Genomic DNA, 20,459 nt, shown 5'->3' on the forward strand with positions numbered 1-20,459 from the left:
AGGCCCTTTTCCTCGGCGCGGTGCAGCGTCTCTGCTGTCACCGTCGAGGTGCTCCACGTGATTCCCTGAAACAGCGCCGGGCGCGGCGCCTTGATCCCGATGAGATAGTATCCTCCATCCTCGCAGGGTCCCAGCACCACGTCCACGTCCGGGGTCTCCAGCTCGCGGAAGGCCCGCTCGAGAAGGACGGAGGGCAAGGTTGGGCTGTCACTGTCCATCACAATCGCCTGGTCATACCCGTCCCGCAGGCGATGATCCGCATCTCGTCCGGCGCCAGGTCTTCGCTGTTTGGGTAATAAGCTTCCCGCGGCCTTGCCTTTACCGGTGACGGTGCGGGCTGCTCCTTTTCCTGGGCTGCAACGGCTTGGCTTGTCAACTCGATGCCTTCACCGGTGCGGCCATGATGCATTCCAATCAGGTAGACAGAGAGGATCACTCCCGCCATCAGAATACAACTGCTGCTAAGTAATATTTTTTTCATGATTAATGCTCCTTTTCATAGTCGTTGAATATCGTCTTGAGAATTGAGGTTGATTGTTCAATTGATTTACTCTTAAAATGGCCTGAGTGCATATTATTCAATGATCAACGGTAAGAACCGGAAGAGAACAATGTAAGTCTCCCAGCCTCCAGGTAATTTGGGGTCTCTGGATTGTCTGCGCACTTATCGTGGAATCACTGTGCCATGGGTATCCAGCGCTTGATGGTTTCCTGGAGCGTACCCTCTTTGTAGGCCTGATCGACGAACGCGTTCACCTTGGCAATCAGATCGGTATCGCTCTTCCGCAAGCCCCAGGCCAGGTACTCTTCATTGAGCATGAAAGGAAGCGGCTTCACCCCGTCTGTTTGATGTTGCGCAGCCATCATCAGAATCATGGGTGCATCGTGAACAAAAACGTCAATTCGACCGCTGATCAGTTCTTTTAATGCATCGCCCTGAGTGTCAAAGGATTTGATCGCTTTGGCCCCGATATTCTTCTGGGCAACGAAGGCTTCCCCGGTGGTTCCTTTGATGACGCCTATCCGCCAGGTGATCGACTGTGCCAGGGCCGTTTCGACATTGGTGATAAATGTAAATTTCTGCACGTTCTTGGTCAGAATCATCAACCCGCTTTTAAAATACGGTTTGGAGAATGCAATTTCATATTGCCTGGCCGGGGTGACGGACATGCTGGACATGATGATATCGGTGCGATTTTCCAAAAGCGCAGGAATTTGATCCACCCACGGGAGCTCCACCAGAACAGCGCTCTTTTGCAGAAATTTGGCAAGCGCTCTGGCCATGTCGGCTTCGAGGCCCACAATTTCATCGTTTTGCTTGTATATCATCGGTGGCGTAGTGGGTGAGACACCCACACGCAATAGAGTTGGGTCGGCTTCGATCTTGGCAGGAGGCGGTGTCGTGCATCCATTCACCGACAACCCCAAAGCGACCATGACGGCCAAAAAAATGAATCTTTTTATTATGTTAATATGCATTTCAGCTCTCCCGGGTTGCCTTTCAAAGGCGACTTGCATTCATGGATCGGTTGTCTGTTAGGCAAGCAAAGGGTTTAATATCCGTGGGCAGCAGCGCTTTGCCACACGTCACAAGTCGTCACTGGTCGATCACACGCTATCAAAAGCTCAAAGAATTGAAGCCTAAAATCCAAAACCGATACCAATGCCATAAACGAAAAGGGTTTCATGTTCGGAAAAGTCAACGTTGAATTCAGGGGCGATGGTCCAATTGTCAGCAAGTGGGAATTGATAGGCAACACCAGTACGAACGATCCACCCTCGCTCCCGTTTATCTTCATCGTGGTCATCGTGCGCTTTATGTATTTCAGTTCCGCCGGCAACTTTTAGAATCCAGTTTTTATGAGGATGGATGAATAATGGCACCGCCAGCAGCAGATGCTTGAAGTCACCACCAGCATATTCCACTAAACCGCCAAGCCCTACCCATCGGTTGATACGATATTCATAGTCAACGCCTATCGATAAACCATTTTCATTGCCGTCATTTTGCGTATTGCCAACGATCAACGCGGCATGATGCCGATGAAATTCGTGTTCGCTTTTATTGTGTATCTCCTCGGCAGCCACAAACGGTGCAACAAGCATCACCGATAAGATAGCGATGATGGTGTACTGAAGGTACCTGCCAAAAGCATGTACGGTATGGGATTTTGTGCATGCTTCCACTTGCACTGTCCCTCCTTTATTCACGAATCGAAAAATTAACGACCGATGGTGATTCGACGCAATTCAAATAGAGGCGAAAAATGCCTCGGCCAATTCAAAGGTGACGGCCTTCATCCCTGCCGGTAAAAGCAGCATTTTTAGAGAATTTCTCGCCGATGCGTCATCATCGACGGCATAAACATATATGCTGCTATCATCAGGCAAGGTAGACTCCAGTCTCGGGTGGTGTACAAAATGGATTATAATTTATAAGATAGTAAGCAATTAAATCGGGCAAAACAATTGTCCTTTGGTGCATTGTACCTAAGTACAATAGAAGCTATTGTTGGACATTCATGGCTTTCGTTGTAATACGACCCATCGGATTGTTGTTGAACGGATTGCTGATAGTTACGGGGCCTGCCGGACTCGGATCACCGATTGGTCCAGCACCGGCACCAAGGAGGTAGCAAGCATGCTAAAAAATGAATTTTCGCCTGTTGGCCGACCAACTCGGCGCAACGTCATCATGTCGGACAGAAAGCACGGTGGGGGGTGAACGTTTCTATTCGACGGACAAGGAAAATTGAACAACGCCTCTCTCACTATCCGGTTCATTACTGATCTCAACCGATTGCACGTCTATGCGCGCGGCGTCAATGCCGGCCTGTTCGATCAAATAGGCACTCACCGCATCGGCACGCCGCTGGGCCAGTTTTTCCAATTCGTCGTCGATTACCTGATCGGTAGCCGTTTCCGCCAGCGCGTAGTCTTCCTCCGCCAAATCGTCGTCGGGGGGGATTGTCTGCAAAGAATCTCCCATGAGCGCATTGCTGTCCATGCGCTGGTCGGCCTTCCCCACGATACCCACGGTCAGGGCGTTTCTTTCCTTCAACACGCTTGCCAGAGCATTCAATTTCTTGATTTCGCGATCCTGCAGGTCTGAGCGGCCGAATTCAAATTCCACCGTGCTCAATTCCTCACCGCTGAATCCATCGACCTCCGTTATAGCCGCAAAGGGGGCGCTGCCGGCATCTTTGATGGTGCCCGTAAGTGCACTTTGGATGGTCTTGGCGAAATCGAACTGGGGATCCTTGACGCTGCCCTTTACTGGTACCTGGAGGTTGATGCGACCCTCGCTGTCCTTCAGCAGGGCCACACCGAGCTTGATGGGCAGATCCACGGCATCGGGGCTGTCGACCGGCTCGCCCAGCGCCAGTTGATCTATAGCGATGATATTGTTGCCGTCGACGGTGTCATTGGCCACCTGGTATTTCAGGTCCACGTGCAGGGTTCCCTGGTCAATCCTGTAGCCGATGAATTTACCCGAATAGGGCGAGACCGGGGGTAACGCAAAATCCTTCAGCGACACATTCGCCTTGCTGTACTTAAACGCATTTATCGGGTTCATCTGACCCGATCCTTCGAGGCGGCCTTTGCCGTCGATGCGGCCATTAAACTTGTAATCGGCCTTGGCCGAAGGATCGGAGGACAAGCCCGTGGCTGTGGCGTCGGAGATCTCCAAACGGGTTTTGTAAGTCGGTGAAATGGACGCATCCACAAAATCACCGATAAATGTCTTGAGCTGAACCCGGTCGACACTCATCGGCATGGGACCCTTGAACTGCACGAGAAGGAAATCGACCAGGCGTTTGAGCAGATTATCGGTCCCTTTGTCGTCGCTCGTCTCTTTCTCGACAGGGGTGAAGGCATTGACCACATTGACCACACCGGCTTCGTCGACGGTGACCCGGGCACGAGGCCGGTCGATAAGCACCTGAGCGAGCGTCAATTGGTTGGGACGCAGTTCCAGACCGATTCCTTGGGTTTTTAATTGGGCCAAGGTGATGAAGTCTTCGGTTTGGACGCGATCTTTGATTTTTACATCGTCGACGCTAAAATCTCCTTCGTAGCGAATCTGTGGCTGGCTGTCCGTGCCGCGATAGCGAATGCGACCTTTTGAACTGGTGGTGCCAGAATCGATTTGTGCATTGACGGCTTCGTCAACATAGGGTTGAAAGGATTTCAGGGCAATTTTCGAGGTGACCACGTTAAGATCGGCCTGCAAGGGGACCATGCCCGCCGTGCCCTTGACATCGATATCCCCTGCCTGGTTGAACCGCATGCGAAGGTCGAGTGTCGCCGTCTTGCCCTTGGCATTGGTAAGATTCTCCACGAGCATATCAATGTTGTCGACAGTAAACTTCGCCGGAAGGGCGAGGGTTTGGTCTTCGAATGCCAGCCCCCACTCTTTCACTTCCATCTTCTTGAGCGCCACCAGCCATGGCTGGCCGGGGGCCGTTTCAGGCTCGGCCCCATCGGTCTTCTTCTCCTGCTGCCATTTTTCGATATCCTGCAGAAAAAGCCGCTGGAGCTCGAATGTCCCTTCAGGCGACAGCCAGGAGTGAATTCGACCATCCGCCGTTTCGATCAATTCGACGTTCACCTCACGGGCCTGCAAGTCGGCGTCAATTCCTCTGATGGAAAAGGCGGGTAAGGCGATCAGCACCTCCTTTTTACCCTTTTCGACGAGTTCGAAACCGTTGAGCGTGGTGGCCCCGTTTTCCAACCGGGCGCTGAGCTCGCCGCCATCGATGGCCACGGAGAAGTCACCGGATGCTCCGGTCAGGCCGTTGACGATTTGAAAGGACACATGGTCCTTGATGTGTTCCCAGAAGTGGCTCAACTTGATATTCGAAACAGAATAGCCGCCCTGGGTCCACATCGGCTTGACGGTCATCTCGCCGTTCAACTGATAGGTCCCGCCGCTGGGTCCGGTGCCGTCGAAGGCGTAGCTTCCCCGCTGGTCCGCTTTGGTGCTCAGGTTGTCCGCGGTCAAGGTGTTGAGAATCGCGGTTTCGCGGATCGGTTCTTGACCAGTTTGGGTATCGATGGTGAATACCCAGTTGTTCACCTCGACATGATTGACCGTCGCTGTCCAGGGGGCGGTCTCGCTGGTTGCGGCCTCGGTCTTAGGTTCCGTCTCCCTCTTCATCGCCATCAGTTTGTCGATATCGGGCTGGAACAGGCTCTGCAGCTCCGAGGTGCCATCCGTGGCCACCCAGGACTTGAAGGCGGCGTCGGCCGTCTGTATCCGATCGACCCCGACCTCTTGGGTGTTCAGGTCGGCGGTGATGCCTCGGATGGACAGGGTCGGTATGGCGATCAGCACCTCATCTTTACCCTTTTCCACCAGTTTGAAATCGTCGAGTTCAAAGGCCCCGTTTTCCAACCGTGCGTTGAGTTGCCCATCGACGATCTCAAGCGTGTATTGACCGGACACATCCGCGGTGCCGCTGATGATTTGAAAAGAAACAAGCTCCTTGAGGTGTTCCCAGTAGTGATTGAGCCGAGTATCGCTGATGGTGTAGTTGCCCTGAACCCGGACCGGATTGACCGTGATTTGCCCGTCGATTTCAAATTGCCCACCCAGAGGTCCCACACCGGTGAACCGGTATTCGCCCTGGCGGCCCGCCAACGTGCTCAGGTTGTCTATGGTGAAAGAAATGGGGGTGAGTTCTTCCCGGATCGGTTCCTTTCCCGACAGATTCTCGACGACTGCTATGCCTTCCACGACCTGAAACTTTTCTATGATGGCACGCGGGAGTCCAGCCTCCGCCTTCTCTTCCGGTTCCGTTTTTGGAGTGCTCAATTTGGTTAGGATATCGTCGATATTTAACTTATTCCCCGGCAACAGCTTCAGCACGCCGAAGGGACTTTGGACTCGAATCTCCTTGACGGTAAACGCCCATCTGAAAAGGGATGCTACTTGGGCGTTGGCATAAAGTGTTTCGAAGCCGGTGAAGGGTTGACCATCGACCTCATGAACCGTCAGCTTGGATATTGTCGTCGAGAGGACAAGGGGATTGAGTTTGATGTCCGCTATGGTGACCTTGCGGTCCAAAAGACCGGAAAATTGTTCCTCTAACTGGGGTTTGAGAAGCGGGGGAACGACCCAAAAACCGATTATCACGTAGAGCAGGAACAGTCCCGCGACAATCAGGCCGATCTTTTTGGCCAATTGAATGCGTTCGTTTTTTTTATCCTGATCATCTGCCATGATGATCTTCCTTTCTATGGGCGATGTGCGTTGCCGTTATGGAACGATAGAAACCGATTCTCGACATGTGAAAGTGCTCGCCTAGTGTTATAGGAAGCGGATCACTGTCGATTACTATGCCAATCGGCGACTAAAATATTTAAGGGCGTGCCAATCCAAATCGATACCGATTCGATGAGGGAAACCATCACGCACACGGTTGACCCCTCAACGACTCAGCCAATAGATCAGCCCCGGCAAATCGGTGAACCCAATGGTGAAAAAAATGGTATCATCGGCATCATTGATGATGTCACGCGCTCCCAGACTGATGCGTACCCGATTCTTTAATAGATAAGCATGCACATCGACACCAAATGTCGTCTGGTCGCCGACGTCGGGGGCCTTCCAGTCATGATACACGGCAGGGGTAACCCCCCACCCGGAAAAAATCGATCCGGTTTCGATTCGCGTCAGGTCCAGCCCGATCAATCCGTAATTCTCACGACGCTTATCGGCGTTGGAATTGATCAGGCCACCGGTAAAGCCGACGCCAAAGCGGATTCCTGCATTGAGACGATCGAAATTCCACGTCGGCTGCCATAGAAACAGTAGATCGCCCTCCGCAAAATCGAATGACGCTTCGTAGGGAATGATAGTACGTAAAAACCAATCCCGGGGTGCCGTCGATGGTGAAAAGGTGAACGGCGGATACTTGTAAGTTGTCGTTCTTAGCGTCAGAGCGACGGCCCCCATCAATGCTGGGCTGGTTTTCTCCCGCTTGCCGGGATCGGGTTCGCGGGCCTGGTAGACGCGTTCGGCCATTTCTTCAAGGTGAACCAAGCGGCCGGTGGCCCGGTTGACCAATTCATAGGACCAGTATTCGGGGTCATCCATTATCAGCCCCAAGAGAGAGGGCTCGCCTGCGCCGGTTGGCGTGGGCTTGAACCCCTCCGCTTTGAGATAATCAAAAAACTCTCGTTCAATCGATATCAACTCCTCTGACCCCTCTCCGTCTTGACGGTTCGCCAGTATTGATTTTTCCAGACCCTGGTAAATGATGCGGATATCTTGATCCTCCGGCGGCATGGGATCGTAGGCGTAGCGCAGCTCACCCCGAGGGCCAAATTCCCGCTTGGCCATCAACGCAAACAGGTAGCGGCTTTTGGGATTGTCGGCCACACCGATCAGTCGATAGAGTTGTTCGCTCAGGCGATCGCGACAGGTTTGGATGTTTGCCGCTTGGTCGCGTGTAGGGTAATTGCGTGCACACTGGCTTTCGGTTGCCACGACAATCGCATCGTAGATCCCGACATAGTAATCGAATTCACGAAACTTGTAATCGATGAAGGCGCCGAAAGCGCCCAGCAGCATCCCCGTGATGGGACCACCGCGGCTGGTCACGCTAATCGAACGATCGGAATCGATGGACAGCCGCGACTGTTTGATGCTTCTGATCAAGGTCTCATCCTCGGGCGCCACCGTTGCGGTGATGTCAACCAATGCGCGCGCCAACTGCTCTCTCAGACGCGCACCATCGATGGTGCATCCCAAAGCCTCATGATCGGTATTCTTGTCGGAAATGCATGTCTTGGCGATGCCTGATTGCGACAAGGCCTTGGCGGACAACGGTGGAATGACAGGAACACGACTGTAGCTGTGGCTAAGCTCTAAAAGCCGTGCCGTGTGGCGCAGGCGGTCGGCGCACTGCGGTTCTCCTTCAAAATAGGGCAACAGGGATTCGCATTTCACATCGGCTTGGCTGCGGTCGATGAGGTCGGCAAGGTCTCGGCTGATCTGGGGAAGGTTCAGCCGCCAGCTGTCGCTGGTCAATTCGCGGTAGAGCTCATATTTACGGGCTGTTCCGATCGCGCCACCGAGAACCTCCGTCTCAGCAGTTAAATTAAAGGTCATCTCGCGGCAGGCGTCGGGCGGGTTTTCCCCTTCACACGCCAACATCATTTCCGCAGCTTGGCTTTCATAGCGTTCCCGTTCCGGATCGAGATAGAGGTACTTGACAGGCAGATTGTCATTTTTGTTGCGCACGCTGGATTCCGCTAGTTGGCGGGCCAGTCCGATCGGCAGGTTGTCGAACAAGCCGCCGTCTGCGAATTCGGCTTCCGCCAATTCATACCCATCCGGACACTGCAGTCCGCCTTCATTGCTTTTTTCAGGTGTCGCAACAGGTTGCCCATCACTGCGGTGCTCTGGGGAGAGATCCGTTTGCCGGCAATAGTTCAGGCGCTTGCGGCCAAAACCGACGGGGAAGGCGGAGGTGGTCAACAGGGCGTCTTCGACCTGCTGGTAGGTAATGGACAACGGCGACCGGTCGGTCGGCCAGGGCATGAGGATCATTGACGGGTCGGTGAGCAGCGGGTAGTCATCGGGTTGAAAGCCAAATTCGGCGCGGCCATCCTGCCGCGTGCGCAATTCAAAGGGAATAAAAAAGCGCTGGTTTTTGATCTCGACGCCGCTGACACGCATGATCTCAGGTTTGACGCGCGTCACCGTCAAACCAAAGGGCAATCGCATTCCCGGTCGAAAGGCGCCCGGTTGATCCCATTTTTGGTGAAGGTCACGGGCAACCTGGACGAAGTCTTTTCTGGCCAGCAATGCATCATCGGGCAAATACAGCGGGGAGTCCGGGGTGGTGGGCAACAGGCTATTCACATCGGGGGTAAGCCAAACGTCTCTGAAAATGTTGTCGTCAATGCGATTGACAAACCCGCCTTCCTTTTCCGGGTTCAAACACCAGGTCATGGCCGCCAGGATGGTGTTGATGCCCCCTGCGGAGGTCCCGGCGATGCTTGCGACCTTAATGGGACGCAACTCACCATGCAGGGTCCAGTCCCGGGTGCTGTCAACCTGGCGCAGCACCTCCACCAGCCCCCAGATCAATCCCGCCTCATAGGCACCCATGCTGGCCCCCCCGCTGATCGCCAGAGAGAGGCGAGTGGGCAATTGTTCAGCTGTCACCGATCCTGTATGCCCGAACTGCGCCAAGAGGATCAAACTTAATAGAACTGGAAGGAGTCGCCATTCCATACTAGATCTCTCCCCGGTTGGTTAAGATCATTTGTCCTATCCAGCCGGTATGGTTACCAAGGGCAAGCCCTCTTTTCCCCCGGTCTCGGTCAGCGAAAATAGGATCATTAAAAACGCGAATGTCCGCTTGGATTGGAAATCGCTTTTATCGATCCAAAACCAGTGGTCCTCGTATTTGACAGCGGTAAACGCATTCTCCGGTTTGTCAGGTCCGCTCTTTACTTGAACGAGTTTTTTTAGATTAGCCGCTTCACCAGCGGGTGTTGGCAGCGAAGGAATCGTAAGGCCATTGGACACGTGTTCAACGGGTACATCGATCTGAGTCGCCAGATTGACCATGATCTGTAGGATCGAACGGGTCAGCATGGCAATTTCATCGTTACTTTGAGCGATGAGTCCGTAGGTCACCTTGATCTCTTGTTTGGCCGGATCCAATCCCAAAAGTTGCACGATCTCCATACGGGCTTCTGCAATTTCGGGCGAGATATTTTTGCGGTGAAAAAACAGAATTGTAGTATTCTTTCGATCCGTTTCCTTGATGATGCGCATACCCACTGCACCGGATTGTTGTATTTTGCGAAACAAGGAAACCAAATAATAATATTCAGGGTCGCCCAACCGCTGATCGGATCCGCCGGCCTGCCGGCTGCGAAGCCCGTTGATGGATTCAACAACGATGGGGAAGATGATGTCGGCCGGCCACCCCGATTGCATCAAAAATAAAACCGCTTGGGGTGGAATGGGGGTCATGAAGTTTTCATTGAATTTGGCACCGGTGATCGGGGCGTAGGTAATCGTTGGACGGTCGGTATATTTGCCGGCCGTGCCCAAAGCGAGAAAGTCGCCTTGAACGGCCGCTTCGGAAGAAACAGTCCCGCCGAGATTGACTGATCCCTCCAGCGTATAGCCGCTCACCACAGATGCCACCTCTACGAAAAGGGGCATGTCGGCATAGCGCAGTTTGACGATGTTAAGCAGCGTCTGCGCCTTCCAGGATTCGGCAATCGCCGTATTGTAGTCGAATCGATCGCGGGGAACGGTTGTTGGCCCGATGTGGGTACAGCCAGTAGGCAAAAGTATAGCCAAAAAAACCATCATCATCTTGTAATACATTGGCATCTCCTATTGCATAGGCGTGGGTTTGGGCCGTTCAAATCCTTCCTGAATTTATCGCTTGACGGCGAACCATCCAGGGACCCATGGACATTGTGGCAAATCAAGCATTGTGGACTGTAGAGACTGCTCGCGGGTTCGGTTGGTTTGCCCCTCGTGGCTTACTTTCTGTTTGTCTTTTTTCGGGTCATGCGAATGATAACAAATATAACGATAATAATGGCGCCAGTAACAGCCAGAAATTGTGCAGACCGTTTAAAAAAATGGTCAACTCTTTGATCGGCGGCGTTGTTGAACTGTTCAAGCAGAGACGAAACCAGTGGCGTACTGGTTTGATTGACGTTAAGCGTAAGTTGGTTGAGACCATCTACCGTTGCCTGGATTTTCTCGATGGCGGCAATATACTCATTTATGTCGAATGGTTTGGAGGACGTTGCAGAATCGGTGTTTTCGAACCGAGTGGCGATTCCATCAACAGCGGTAACCAATTGCTGGGAGGCCGCTACGGTTTGCTGCAAACTCTGGATTAGACGCCCACTGTCCACAGTTATCTGCTGCAATTGACTGAATGCCGCATCGACACGATCAAGGGTTCCTTGAACGTCCTTGTTGACCTGACGAATCAGCGTGGCTTTGTCATCGATGGCATCGAGGATAGCTTTGCGCTCACGGGAAAGCAATCTTTCGACGTCGGAAAATGCAGCGGCGCGCTCGTCCGCCACTTGCGTGGGCAACTTCTCAGCCACATTGGCAAATCGGTCGGCCGTCATCCGGAAACCGGAAATGTCCTTCAACAGGGTGTCCATTTCGGGCTGCATGACCAGCTGTTTGTAGACCATCTCCGCCTGAAATCCCATGATCAGCTGCATCTTGGTCAGAAGAAACATGGCCCGTTCGGAGGTCATGCGCACCTCATCCACCGCTGCGGTGGCTTCCTGGACAGGCGCCAGCAGACCACCGGGTTTCTGGATCTCTTTCAGGTTCGGTTTTTTCCCGATTTCGCCGAAATCACTAAAGCGGATATAGTCCACCGCTCTTTGGTTGGGATGTTTGGTGTACCATTCCGAAATCAAATCATAGAGCTCACCCATCTGATCGGGAGTCATTACTTTGGCTGCCAGGTTCCAGGCATCCGTCTCCATTTTTTCGAAAGCGTCCACCATGATCGTCGCGGGCATGCCGAAGATCTGCGGGCGCCAGAAATTATCCCAGACCATCCGATTTAAGGTCGTCATGACAACCAAATCCAGCAAGGCCGATCCTGGACTGGGGCCGGCCGCAATCTCTGCGGCGGCACTCAACGAGTAGACTTTTCTGGCTGAGGCAGTAAATCTACCCTCTTTGGTCGGAATCTTTGCTTCCAGGTCAAACGCGGCCTGTCCAATGACGGCGATAAATCGATTGGCATAGCTGATGACCGCCGCCTGGAGTTCCTCCTGAGTCATTTGAACGTTGCTCTTCTGCACCTCTGAATCTTGTGGCCGCGAGCCGAGGGCCGATGCCGCCGGTGAACTCACCAATAGAGACACCAGCAAAAAGACAAAAGCATAATATAAACGAAAAAGATAATCGGGTCTCATTAAAAACCCTCTATTCCACTGACAATGGTGGGTTCGTAGAAATCAGCTCAATTAACTCAAAAATTCGCTCTTGGCTGTGGTCCACCAATCACGCTGGATAGGATACGCTCTGCGGCCAGAAGGATGCGCGATCGAAAGGGTAGCTGAAAAGCCGTTTTGTTGGTTCAGGCTCTCCGCTTATTCCACGGTTGTTTCCGAACATGCGGCCGCGTTCACGTCCAACAGCTTCTCCCGCAGCAACTCGATGTGTACGCGCATGTCAAAGAGTTCTCGGGTGAATCCGAGCGGGACCGATATCTGTGATACATTTTTTTCGATCGTTTCCAATTGCGTCAGGAATACATCTTTCCTCTCCCGGATATCGCTGTTTAAGATTTCATAATCGATCACCATCAACTGATCATACCAGCGATAGATCCTGGAACGCACCCGCCAACTGTAGAACGGTGGCAGCAGCTTGATCAGGGGAAACAGCAACACAATCAGCGGCAGTAGCATGATTTTCATGCGAACAAGTAGATTGACCAGCCAGAAAGGAAGATGGCGCTGCAAAAACGGCAACCCGTCCGTGTAATACCGCTCGGCATCACTACTCAACGGATAGTGATGAAACTTAGGTGTCGGAAAATCCCCCTGTTTCTCGAAAATTTCGCCCGGTGAACCGACTTCTTTTGCCGCTTGAAGCAGAAGGTCGATGAGCGCCGGATGAAAATCTTTACGCACCACCAGTTGGGCCGTCGGTGCCAACAGGAAAATATCTGATTTGGGATTGTTGTTGGCGAAATCGAAGAACCCTTCGGGAAGCGTCAACAACGAGAGATAGTGAAGACGCCTGGTATACGCGGGCCCCCGACGAACGCTCATCAACCGAATATTTGGTGAATTCAGCAGTTCGAGCCGCAACTTGCTGTGAAACGCCATCACAGAAAAGGCAGCGTCGAGTTCACCGGCTAAAAGCTGCTGCTTGGCCGCTTTGTCACTGATGTGCACGATTTGACTGTTTTCGCTGGTTACACCGTTCATGGTCAATAACTGCATTGCCAATTCTTTCGTGCCACTTCCACTATTACCGGCGGCGACTCGTTTGCCCTTTAGATCATTAAGATGTCTGATGGTTAGTTCGGCACGATGGAAAACCCAAAGCGGTTCGTAAAATATGCTTCCCAGGGAAACGAGGTTGTCCGATGCCGTCGGGTTTCCGACGCCGCCTTGCAGAAAGATCACATCGATGCCGGTATTTTTGTCGGCGAGGAGACTCAGGTTTTCAACCGATCCGGCAGTCTCTTTTACGCTCAGGGTAACGCCGTCTCGAGCCAGGATGTCGGCATATCTGTGGCCCATTTCATAATAGGCGCCGTTGGATTGCCCGGTGGCAATGGTGATGTGTCGCGGGGGGGCCGGGTCGACGAATTGGTACGCGGTGACAAAGCCAGCCAGCGTGATAATGATCGCGGGGGCAAAGTACGCGAGATAATCTTTCGGCCGTCGACGCCTCATCACCAATCCTCTATAAGGAGTCAAATTTAAATTTCAGCCGCATTCCGCGGCAATAGGAATCGATCGTTACATAGCGCTGATTGAGATTGGGGACCGGCGGTGTCATTGGCCGGTTCAATTCTAAACGGAACAGACGGTCCGCCGATAGTTTATCCTTCGGTAGTGATATTGCTTCTGGTCCAATTGGGGCCGGCGATGCGCCAAGCGGAAAGCGTTCTCGCTGACGCATCGCCGAATACGTCCCCGCTTTACTCTTTGGGTGTGAAATTAAATTTTTGGCCACCAATGGCCGCCTCGTACATCAACCCGCCTTTGGCGTGGGTGAATACGACCATCCCCTTGTAATAGTTGGCTTTGGCCTGTTTACCCGTCGCCGGCCCGGCACTGGCGCCGGCCGATGCTCCTTCAGTGCCGGCTTTGGCCTGGACACCGGCGGTAATGGCCACGGCGGATGCCGAGGCGTCGAACTCGAACTCGCCGCTGGTGAACTCGTCATAGGCCCGCTTGTCCTCGAAGAAGATCATCTGACTGAACGCCTGGCCGCCGGCCTGCCAGCCAATGGAAACTTTGACCAGTGAGGCTTCCCCGGTCACCTTGCCTTTCTTGTAAACCTGACCCTTGCCATAGGCGCCGCCGATACCCAGACCGCCTTTGCCAATGGTCGGAAACACGGCATAGCCGTAAGCGCTCTTGAAGAACGGTTGGACGGCTTCGGATTTTTTATAAACGTCGATGGTGTCCGTGTAATTGTCGGCCAGCGCTGGTCCCGACAAGGCAACCAACAACACAGCTGCCATCAACATGGTGAATACATGTTGTGTTTTCATTGTTGCTGCTCCTATTTCCTGCCTGGTTTGGTTATGGCGTGCCGACGGCCAGTTCAACGCGGCGGTTGCGTTGCCGACCCTCCGCCGTGGTGTTGTCGGCCACTGGATTGTCTTCTCCATACCATAGGGTCACGATCCGCTCCCCGTCAATGCCGGCATTGGTCAACGCGCTCTTGACGTTCTCTGCCCGGAGCTTAGAAAGACCCAGGTTGTACGCTTCGTCACCGACGCTGTCGGTAAACCCCGCGACGACCACATAGGCGTCAGGGTTCTGCTGCAGGAAGTCGACCAGCGCGGTTTTCTTTTCACCATACTCGGCACGCAGGTCAGCGCTGTTGAAATCAAACAGGATGTCATCGGCGACTGCTCCGACTACCTGGGTTCTTGGAACCAAACGCTCGTAGGAGGTGGTCTTGACCGAAAACAGCGCACCCCCGAGGTAATTCGGATTGTCCAAAAAGGTTGCCAGCGGAACGACCCGGGAACAAGTGTTGACCGTGGAAACGGCCTCCAGGAGTCGCTGATTGACATCGTCGGTGGCACTGCTGATCAGATAAAAGCAGACATCGTTGTCGTTGGCGATTTCCTGGGCGATCTGCAATGGCTTCTTGGGTCCCCGGACCACCGAGAAAGAGCCGTCCGTGAACATGACGACGGCTGTCTTGCCACTCAGATTGGCAAGCACTTTGCGCAGACCGTGCAGGCCGGCCTGAAGCATGGTCGGCCCCTGGCCTTTGTCCGGCAGCTGATCGATGGCCGCGGCAAACCGGTCGCGATCATAGGGTTGCATGCCGTAAATTTCCTTGAAGGTGCCGGCCAGGGTCTCGTTGTTGGTGTATTCGTACAGGCCGGCCTGATAGCCCAGGTCCGGAAGCCAGGCATTGCGTTCCTTCAACAGGTTCTTGGTGGCCTCGATTATGGTGATGCTCTTTCCGGGCACCATTTCATTGGTCGAGCTGGAGGTGTCGAACAGGACGATGAAATTGTCCACGTTGGGAATAAGATCCGTTACGGTCACCACCTGGGTTTCCATCATTTCTCTGGTAACAATACGAAACGCCAGAGCATCCGCGACGATCCAAACGGATACCAGGCAGCCAAGCAAAGTTGACAGGACGATAGATTTTTTCATGGGTTTTCTCCTTCCATTTTGAGGTTTTTTGTGTGTGGTGGTGTAAGTTGGTTATCACCAAAATGCACCATGAGTCTTATTCACGATCCAAATTAATACGTACACTTTTCAATGTATTGCTGACCAAACTCAGATCAAAATCTTCCTCTCCCATTTTCTTTTTCACAAGCACATCCTCGCCATCACCGCGACCCTATGGAATTGGATACGTTTCGAGTACCACTGCAACATTCCACTTTGCGACACGAGGTCCTTTGAGAAATCGGCCCAAATAATCGATCAAGCGGTCGAGCGTCACGGTGGAAAATCTGCAAATACGGTAAACCGAATCGACGCAATGGCGAGACTGCGGGGATTGGATCCCCGATAAACTCAATCCGAAGTCGATTGTCCCCATTCACTCAGCGCCCAGCGAATGCTATCCAACAGCGCTTGATCGTCCACCGGCTTGCGGAAAAAACCCGCAGCCCCGCTTCTGAAGGCCTGTTGGCGGTCTCCCTTTGAATCAAACGCTGTCAAAAATATGACCGGTATGCGGACACCTATTTGTCTGAGCCGTTGCTGGAGTGCCAGTCCACCATTCCCCGGCATTTTGAAATCGGCAATCACACACGTATCGCGTTGGCAAATATCAGACGCCAAAAATGCCTCGGCCGATTCAAAGGTGATGGCCTTCATCCCTGCCGATAGAAGCAGCATCTTCATCGAATTTCTCACTGATGCGTCATCATCGATGATATAAACACATATGCTTGCTTCATCAGGCAAGGCGACCTCCAGTCTCGGATGGCGGGCGAAGCGGATTTCAACTTACTAAGACAGTAAGCCATTAAACTATTCGAAACAATTGTACTTTGGTGCATTGTACCTAAGTACAATACAAGCCATGCATGGAGGATGGGGATGGAAGCAAGAAGTCGAATTATTATGGGAGAGGATCAAGAAGCGGCATTCACCGGGTTGATACCGGCTTTTTCGGTTAAGCGAACCAACTCGGCGAGTGAATCGACCCCCATTTTTTCCATGACCTGTTTGCGATGGGCCTTAACGGTACGTTCGGTAATATCCAATTCGATGGCGATCTGCTTGTTCAGATAACCGGCGATAATAAACGTCAGGATTTGGCGCTCCCTGGCGGTCAAGCTGTCCAAATGCAAATGGATGCGGTCGATCTCATTTCGCGACGCACGCGCCTGTTCGCCTTTGGCCAAGGCTTCCGCAACAGCCGTTAACAGTGTCGAGTCATCGAACGGTTTGGGAAGGAACTCGATTGCACCCTTTTTTATAGCCTTTACCGACATGGGGATATCGCCATGGCCGGTGATAAAAATCATCGGCATGGGATGCGACGATCCAACCAGCTTATCCTGAAGCTCGAGGCCGCTGATATCCGGCATTTTCACGTCTGACACCAGACAGCCCGGCCGTTGCCAATCAGTAACCGCGTCAAGGAATTCATTCGCTGATGCAAATGTCTGCACGGCATACCCGGCCGACTGCAATAACAGGCTTAAGGAATCTCTGACCGAGGGGTCATCATCGACGACGTAGACAATCGATTGTGAAAGTTGCATCCGTTCCATCCGTTTTTGAAATTTAATCAAATTTTTACGTCAACAGCTGGAAAAGTCAAGACGAATGTCGCGCCTCCGTGTGAGTTGTTTTCAGCCACAATGCTGCCGCCATGGGCATTGATGATGGACTTGCTGATCGCCAACCCCAACCCCAATCCTTTGGCCTTTGTGGTGTGGAAGGGCAGGAACATATTTTTGAACTTTTCGGGGGCGATCCCTTTTCCGTGGTCGACAATTGAAACCCTTATCTTGTTATCCGCATCTGCTTGTGAGTTGATTTTAATTATACGTTCGCCAACCGGCATATCATCCATGGCATCCATGGCGTTGGTCAATAGGTTCATCACCACCTGTTGAATCTGGACCGGATCTCCGTAAATTTTTGGGGATGATGGGTCCAGATCGGTTTCGATCGTCGTATCGCGCATCACCAGCTCGCTGTTGATGAGCGTGATCACTTCATCGATCATTTGATTGATGCTCAGTATTTCGTTTTGCCCCATCTTTTTCTTGACTATGTCCCGCAGCCGGTTGACGACCGCCGATGCCCGTTTGTTGTCCGCAACGATACCCTCCAGCGCCTTGCGTACACTGATCTCATCGGGAACGTCTGCATCCAGGAAACGAAGGGCGGCTTGTGCGTAACTGCGCATGGCGGCCAGCGGCTGGTTGATTTCGTGAGCCAAGGCGCTGGTCATGGTATTGATGGTAACCACGCGTTCGATATGCGCCAAATCAGATTGGAGTTGCTGGGACTCGGACCGTAGCTGTTCCCGTTGGGTGACATCTCGATTGCTGACGCGCAAGCCTATAGCCTTTCCCTGTTCGTCGAACACCGGTTGGCAGGCATGTTCGATCCAGCGGACGTCACCATCATGCCTTTGAATGCGAAACTGGATCAGATCTCTGACCTCCGTTTGTTGTTTCACGGCGCATCGATGTTCCCGCCACAGCTGATGATCCTCAGGTACGATAATTTTCTCAATTAAATCGGGTTCACTGATGAATTGGCTCGGGGAGTAGCCGCTTATTCGTTCGCAAGATGGTGAGACGTATGCCAATGATCCATCGGTTCTTCGCCAATACTCCCAATCGTATGTGTAATCAGCCATGGTTTTGAATTTCCATTCAGCCGTCCTGATCCGTTTTTCGGAATGCTGGCGTTCGATGGCGTTGGCAAAGATTTCTCCAATCAACCGCAACCGATCGCGAACATCTGCCGACCAGCTGCGTTTAGACCGAATGGCATCCAGACCAATGGCGCAAAGGGGGGCATCGGCGACCTGCACAGGAAGCATCAGAAAGGATTGGATTCCGGTTCGGCGGCAATAGTCGTATTCGCTGAGCGCGTTGTATTCGGTTAATTTTTTAATATCGGTCACCACGATTTCCTGGCCGCCGATGAGCTTTTCATAAGCCCAGGGGATAAATTCCTTGACGATCGTTCCGCGTATGACCGGGTCGGGAACGGTTCCCTCGGATTCCCACATGTGAGAGATGACAAAACGGGTTTTTTCCCAATTAAATCGGAAAACGAATGCCCGATCGGCTTTCAATAGTGAGCCCACTTGGGAGAGGCTTTGCCAAATTTTCGAATCGATCTGATCTGCCGATAAGCGGATGAAATCCGAGGACAATTGGCTGACCAATTTTTCAAAAGTCAACCGCTCCACCAGATCTTGCTCCGCCTGTCTGCGTACACCCCGCAGGTACAGCAGGTAGGCGATCACAATGCCCTGGAATAAAATTATCAACAACGTACTGATTATTCGACCTTTGTATTTGTCCCATGGGCTGAGTTGCTTGAATTTTACTAAACTGCCTGGTGGCAGCCGATCCTCGGGCACAGACCAGCGTTTCAGTTCTCTCCAGTCGAACATGGGCTTCACATGGCTTTCCCTGCTTATGGGGATGTCGGCGGGTCGCTCGCCATTCAATACGCGCAGTGCAAATGTCCCTAAAGACATGCCCTCTTCCTCGACACTGATTAAATTACCACCAACAATGCCGTGGCCGAGTATTACGTCCCAAAAACTGTAAACCGGCGCGCTGGCAGCCCTTGAAATCTGGAAAGCCGATTGTGTTGCGGTAAACTTAACGCCTGCACCATCCTCAATAAGGGGGATATACATGATCAGCGATCGCTGCGGAAGGTTGGCCACCCTGTCAAGGATTACGGGCATAGAAAGACCGGTCAAATCGATAAAATCGACTTTACGCGCAAACGGCTTGAACGCCTGCATGGCATTTTTCCCCCACGTGCGTCCGATGCTTCCGGCTCCCGCAACAACGGCAACCGTTTGGGTGCCGGGATGCAGATCCAGGGTCAATGCCAATGTTTCCGAATATTTCGGGGACGAAAGCAAACCGGTGATGGTAGGACCCAATTGCTTGGCATTGAAGAGTTGTTCTTCGATACCGGCGAAGATCACCGGTACATCGGGAAAAATGTCTTTCCCGTGGATCAGCATGAATTCGAGCGCCGTGTTATAGAGGGTGATGATAAGATCAGGCGGAGAAGATGCATATTTGTGGCGGAGCAGGTCTGATATCAGGCGAATATATCGGTTGTCTTTAAAACGCAGCACATCCAGGTATTCGATGTCGATTGACGGACTTCCGGTCTGCCCGGAAGTTAATACCGATCGGATCCCTCTATGCCACAAATCACCGACCGGTGCGGCAGGACCATAGCTGGCCAAAACGAGAATTTCCTTTTGCTTGGACGTTTTGGATGCCATGGCGGGCTTGGCCGGATGCAGGTTCAAGAATGCAACGCCCATCGTGACCAGTAATATTGATGCAAAACGGCACCTTAGCCGTAAGCCCGTTAAATACTTTCGTATCATTTTGTTTGTTTCGATAAAGCCGATGATTTAAGCCACGATGGCAGATCGTATGATCATTTAAAAAAACCAATTCGTGACAGGGCACTTGAGCAATGAAAACCTATTTTTACAATCTTATAAAGATTTCGCAAGCAAAGACCGTTTCTGAGATCCCTGCTGATCAATTGTATGGCATTGTAAATAGATGGTGGACGTGAATGTAATCTGTATAATTTAAGGGGCCTAAAAAGAATGGCATAGCTTGCCAGGCATTAGGAAGAAGGCTTTTCCCAGCACATCTACATCTTGTGGTCGGGCGAAATTTCGCATAGGTGGTGATTACATGACCGTCAATGAACATAGTTGAGCGCTCATTCGTGTGACTCGAGATAACGACCAGTTCGATTAAATTACAAATATCAAAACTCTGGAAGTATCTATTAAGAGTGTACCAAATGTAACCAATCGGTTCAGCGGCAACAGGTTCGCAGCGTGCGCTTCAATGTTTATCAGGGCGGAGCGATCTGTGTGACGAACGATAAAGCGTGTCTATCGAAATAAACGATACAGCGCCCACCCCGAGAGAATTGCCAGCACCGGAAAAGTCACGAGAACGTCGACCCGGATGTTTGTTTCCGGAGTCTTGATCTGAACCAGC

General features: G+C 52.3%; 15 protein-coding genes. All 15 read right to left on the reverse strand.

Annotated elements, in window-relative coordinates:
• Positions 1-218, reverse strand: a 218-nt coding sequence (locus ACZCED_RS05185) for a DUF2064 domain-containing protein (RefSeq protein ID WP_464860354.1), incomplete at its 3' end; no start/stop codon positions are given.
• A complete protein-coding gene (locus ACZCED_RS05190; protein WP_464860355.1) occupies positions 218-481 on the reverse strand; it encodes a hypothetical protein in 264 nt (87 codons plus the stop codon). The genes ACZCED_RS05190 and ACZCED_RS05185, both read right to left, overlap by 1 nt.
• Before the next feature lie 194 nt (positions 482-675).
• Positions 676-1,479 carry a substrate-binding periplasmic protein gene (locus tag ACZCED_RS05195; protein WP_462971582.1) on the reverse strand — a complete coding sequence of 268 codons (804 nt, stop codon included), beginning with the start codon at positions 1,477-1,479 and terminating at the stop codon, positions 676-678.
• 162 nt (positions 1,480-1,641) lie between these two features.
• Positions 1,642-2,193, reverse strand: a complete 552-nt coding sequence (locus tag ACZCED_RS05200; RefSeq protein WP_462971583.1) for a hypothetical protein — start codon at positions 2,191-2,193, stop codon at positions 1,642-1,644.
• A 57-nt stretch (positions 2,194-2,250) separates the two neighbouring features.
• A complete protein-coding gene (locus ACZCED_RS05205) occupies positions 2,251-2,391 on the reverse strand; it encodes a hypothetical protein (RefSeq protein ID WP_464860356.1) in 141 nt (46 codons plus the stop codon).
• A 340-nt stretch (positions 2,392-2,731) separates the two neighbouring features.
• The gene (locus tag ACZCED_RS05210; RefSeq protein WP_464860357.1) at positions 2,732-6,226 is read right to left on the reverse strand and encodes a DUF748 domain-containing protein; all 3,495 of its coding nucleotides are present in this window, start codon (positions 6,224-6,226) and stop codon (positions 2,732-2,734) included.
• 207 nt (positions 6,227-6,433) lie between these two features.
• On the reverse strand, positions 6,434-9,181 hold the full coding sequence (locus ACZCED_RS05215; RefSeq protein WP_464860358.1) for a patatin-like phospholipase family protein: 2,748 nt from the start codon (positions 9,179-9,181) through the stop codon (positions 6,434-6,436).
• Positions 9,182-9,286: 105 nt separating this feature from the next.
• Positions 9,287-10,363 carry a hypothetical protein gene (locus tag ACZCED_RS05220; RefSeq protein WP_464860359.1) on the reverse strand — a complete coding sequence of 359 codons (1,077 nt, stop codon included), beginning with the start codon at positions 10,361-10,363 and terminating at the stop codon, positions 9,287-9,289.
• 161 nt (positions 10,364-10,524) lie between these two features.
• Complete coding sequence (locus ACZCED_RS05225) at positions 10,525-11,943, reverse strand: hypothetical protein (protein ID WP_464860360.1); 1,419 nt, start codon at positions 11,941-11,943, stop codon at positions 10,525-10,527.
• A 177-nt stretch (positions 11,944-12,120) separates the two neighbouring features.
• Positions 12,121-13,440 (reverse strand): TAXI family TRAP transporter solute-binding subunit, encoded by a 1,320-nt coding sequence (locus ACZCED_RS05230; protein ID WP_464860361.1) that lies wholly within the window; start codon positions 13,438-13,440, stop codon positions 12,121-12,123.
• A gap of 248 nt (positions 13,441-13,688) precedes the next feature.
• Complete coding sequence (locus tag ACZCED_RS05235) at positions 13,689-14,267, reverse strand: lipid-binding SYLF domain-containing protein (RefSeq protein ID WP_464860362.1); 579 nt, start codon at positions 14,265-14,267, stop codon at positions 13,689-13,691.
• Positions 14,268-14,298: 31 nt separating this feature from the next.
• On the reverse strand, positions 14,299-15,399 hold the full coding sequence (locus ACZCED_RS05240; RefSeq protein ID WP_464860363.1) for an OmpA family protein: 1,101 nt from the start codon (positions 15,397-15,399) through the stop codon (positions 14,299-14,301).
• Between the two features lie 372 nt (positions 15,400-15,771).
• Positions 15,772-16,167 carry a response regulator transcription factor gene (locus ACZCED_RS05245; protein WP_464860364.1) on the reverse strand — a complete coding sequence of 132 codons (396 nt, stop codon included), beginning with the start codon at positions 16,165-16,167 and terminating at the stop codon, positions 15,772-15,774.
• 170 nt (positions 16,168-16,337) lie between these two features.
• Complete coding sequence (locus ACZCED_RS05250; RefSeq protein WP_464860365.1) at positions 16,338-17,003, reverse strand: response regulator transcription factor; 666 nt, start codon at positions 17,001-17,003, stop codon at positions 16,338-16,340.
• Positions 17,000-19,822: an ATP-binding protein gene (locus tag ACZCED_RS05255; protein ID WP_464860366.1), complete on the reverse strand. Its 2,823-nt coding sequence runs from the start codon at positions 19,820-19,822 to the stop codon at positions 17,000-17,002. The genes ACZCED_RS05250 and ACZCED_RS05255 overlap by 4 nt, the downstream gene beginning before the upstream one ends.
• Positions 19,823-20,459 lie beyond the last annotated feature (637 nt).

The organism is Desulfosarcina sp. (assembly GCF_055467485.1).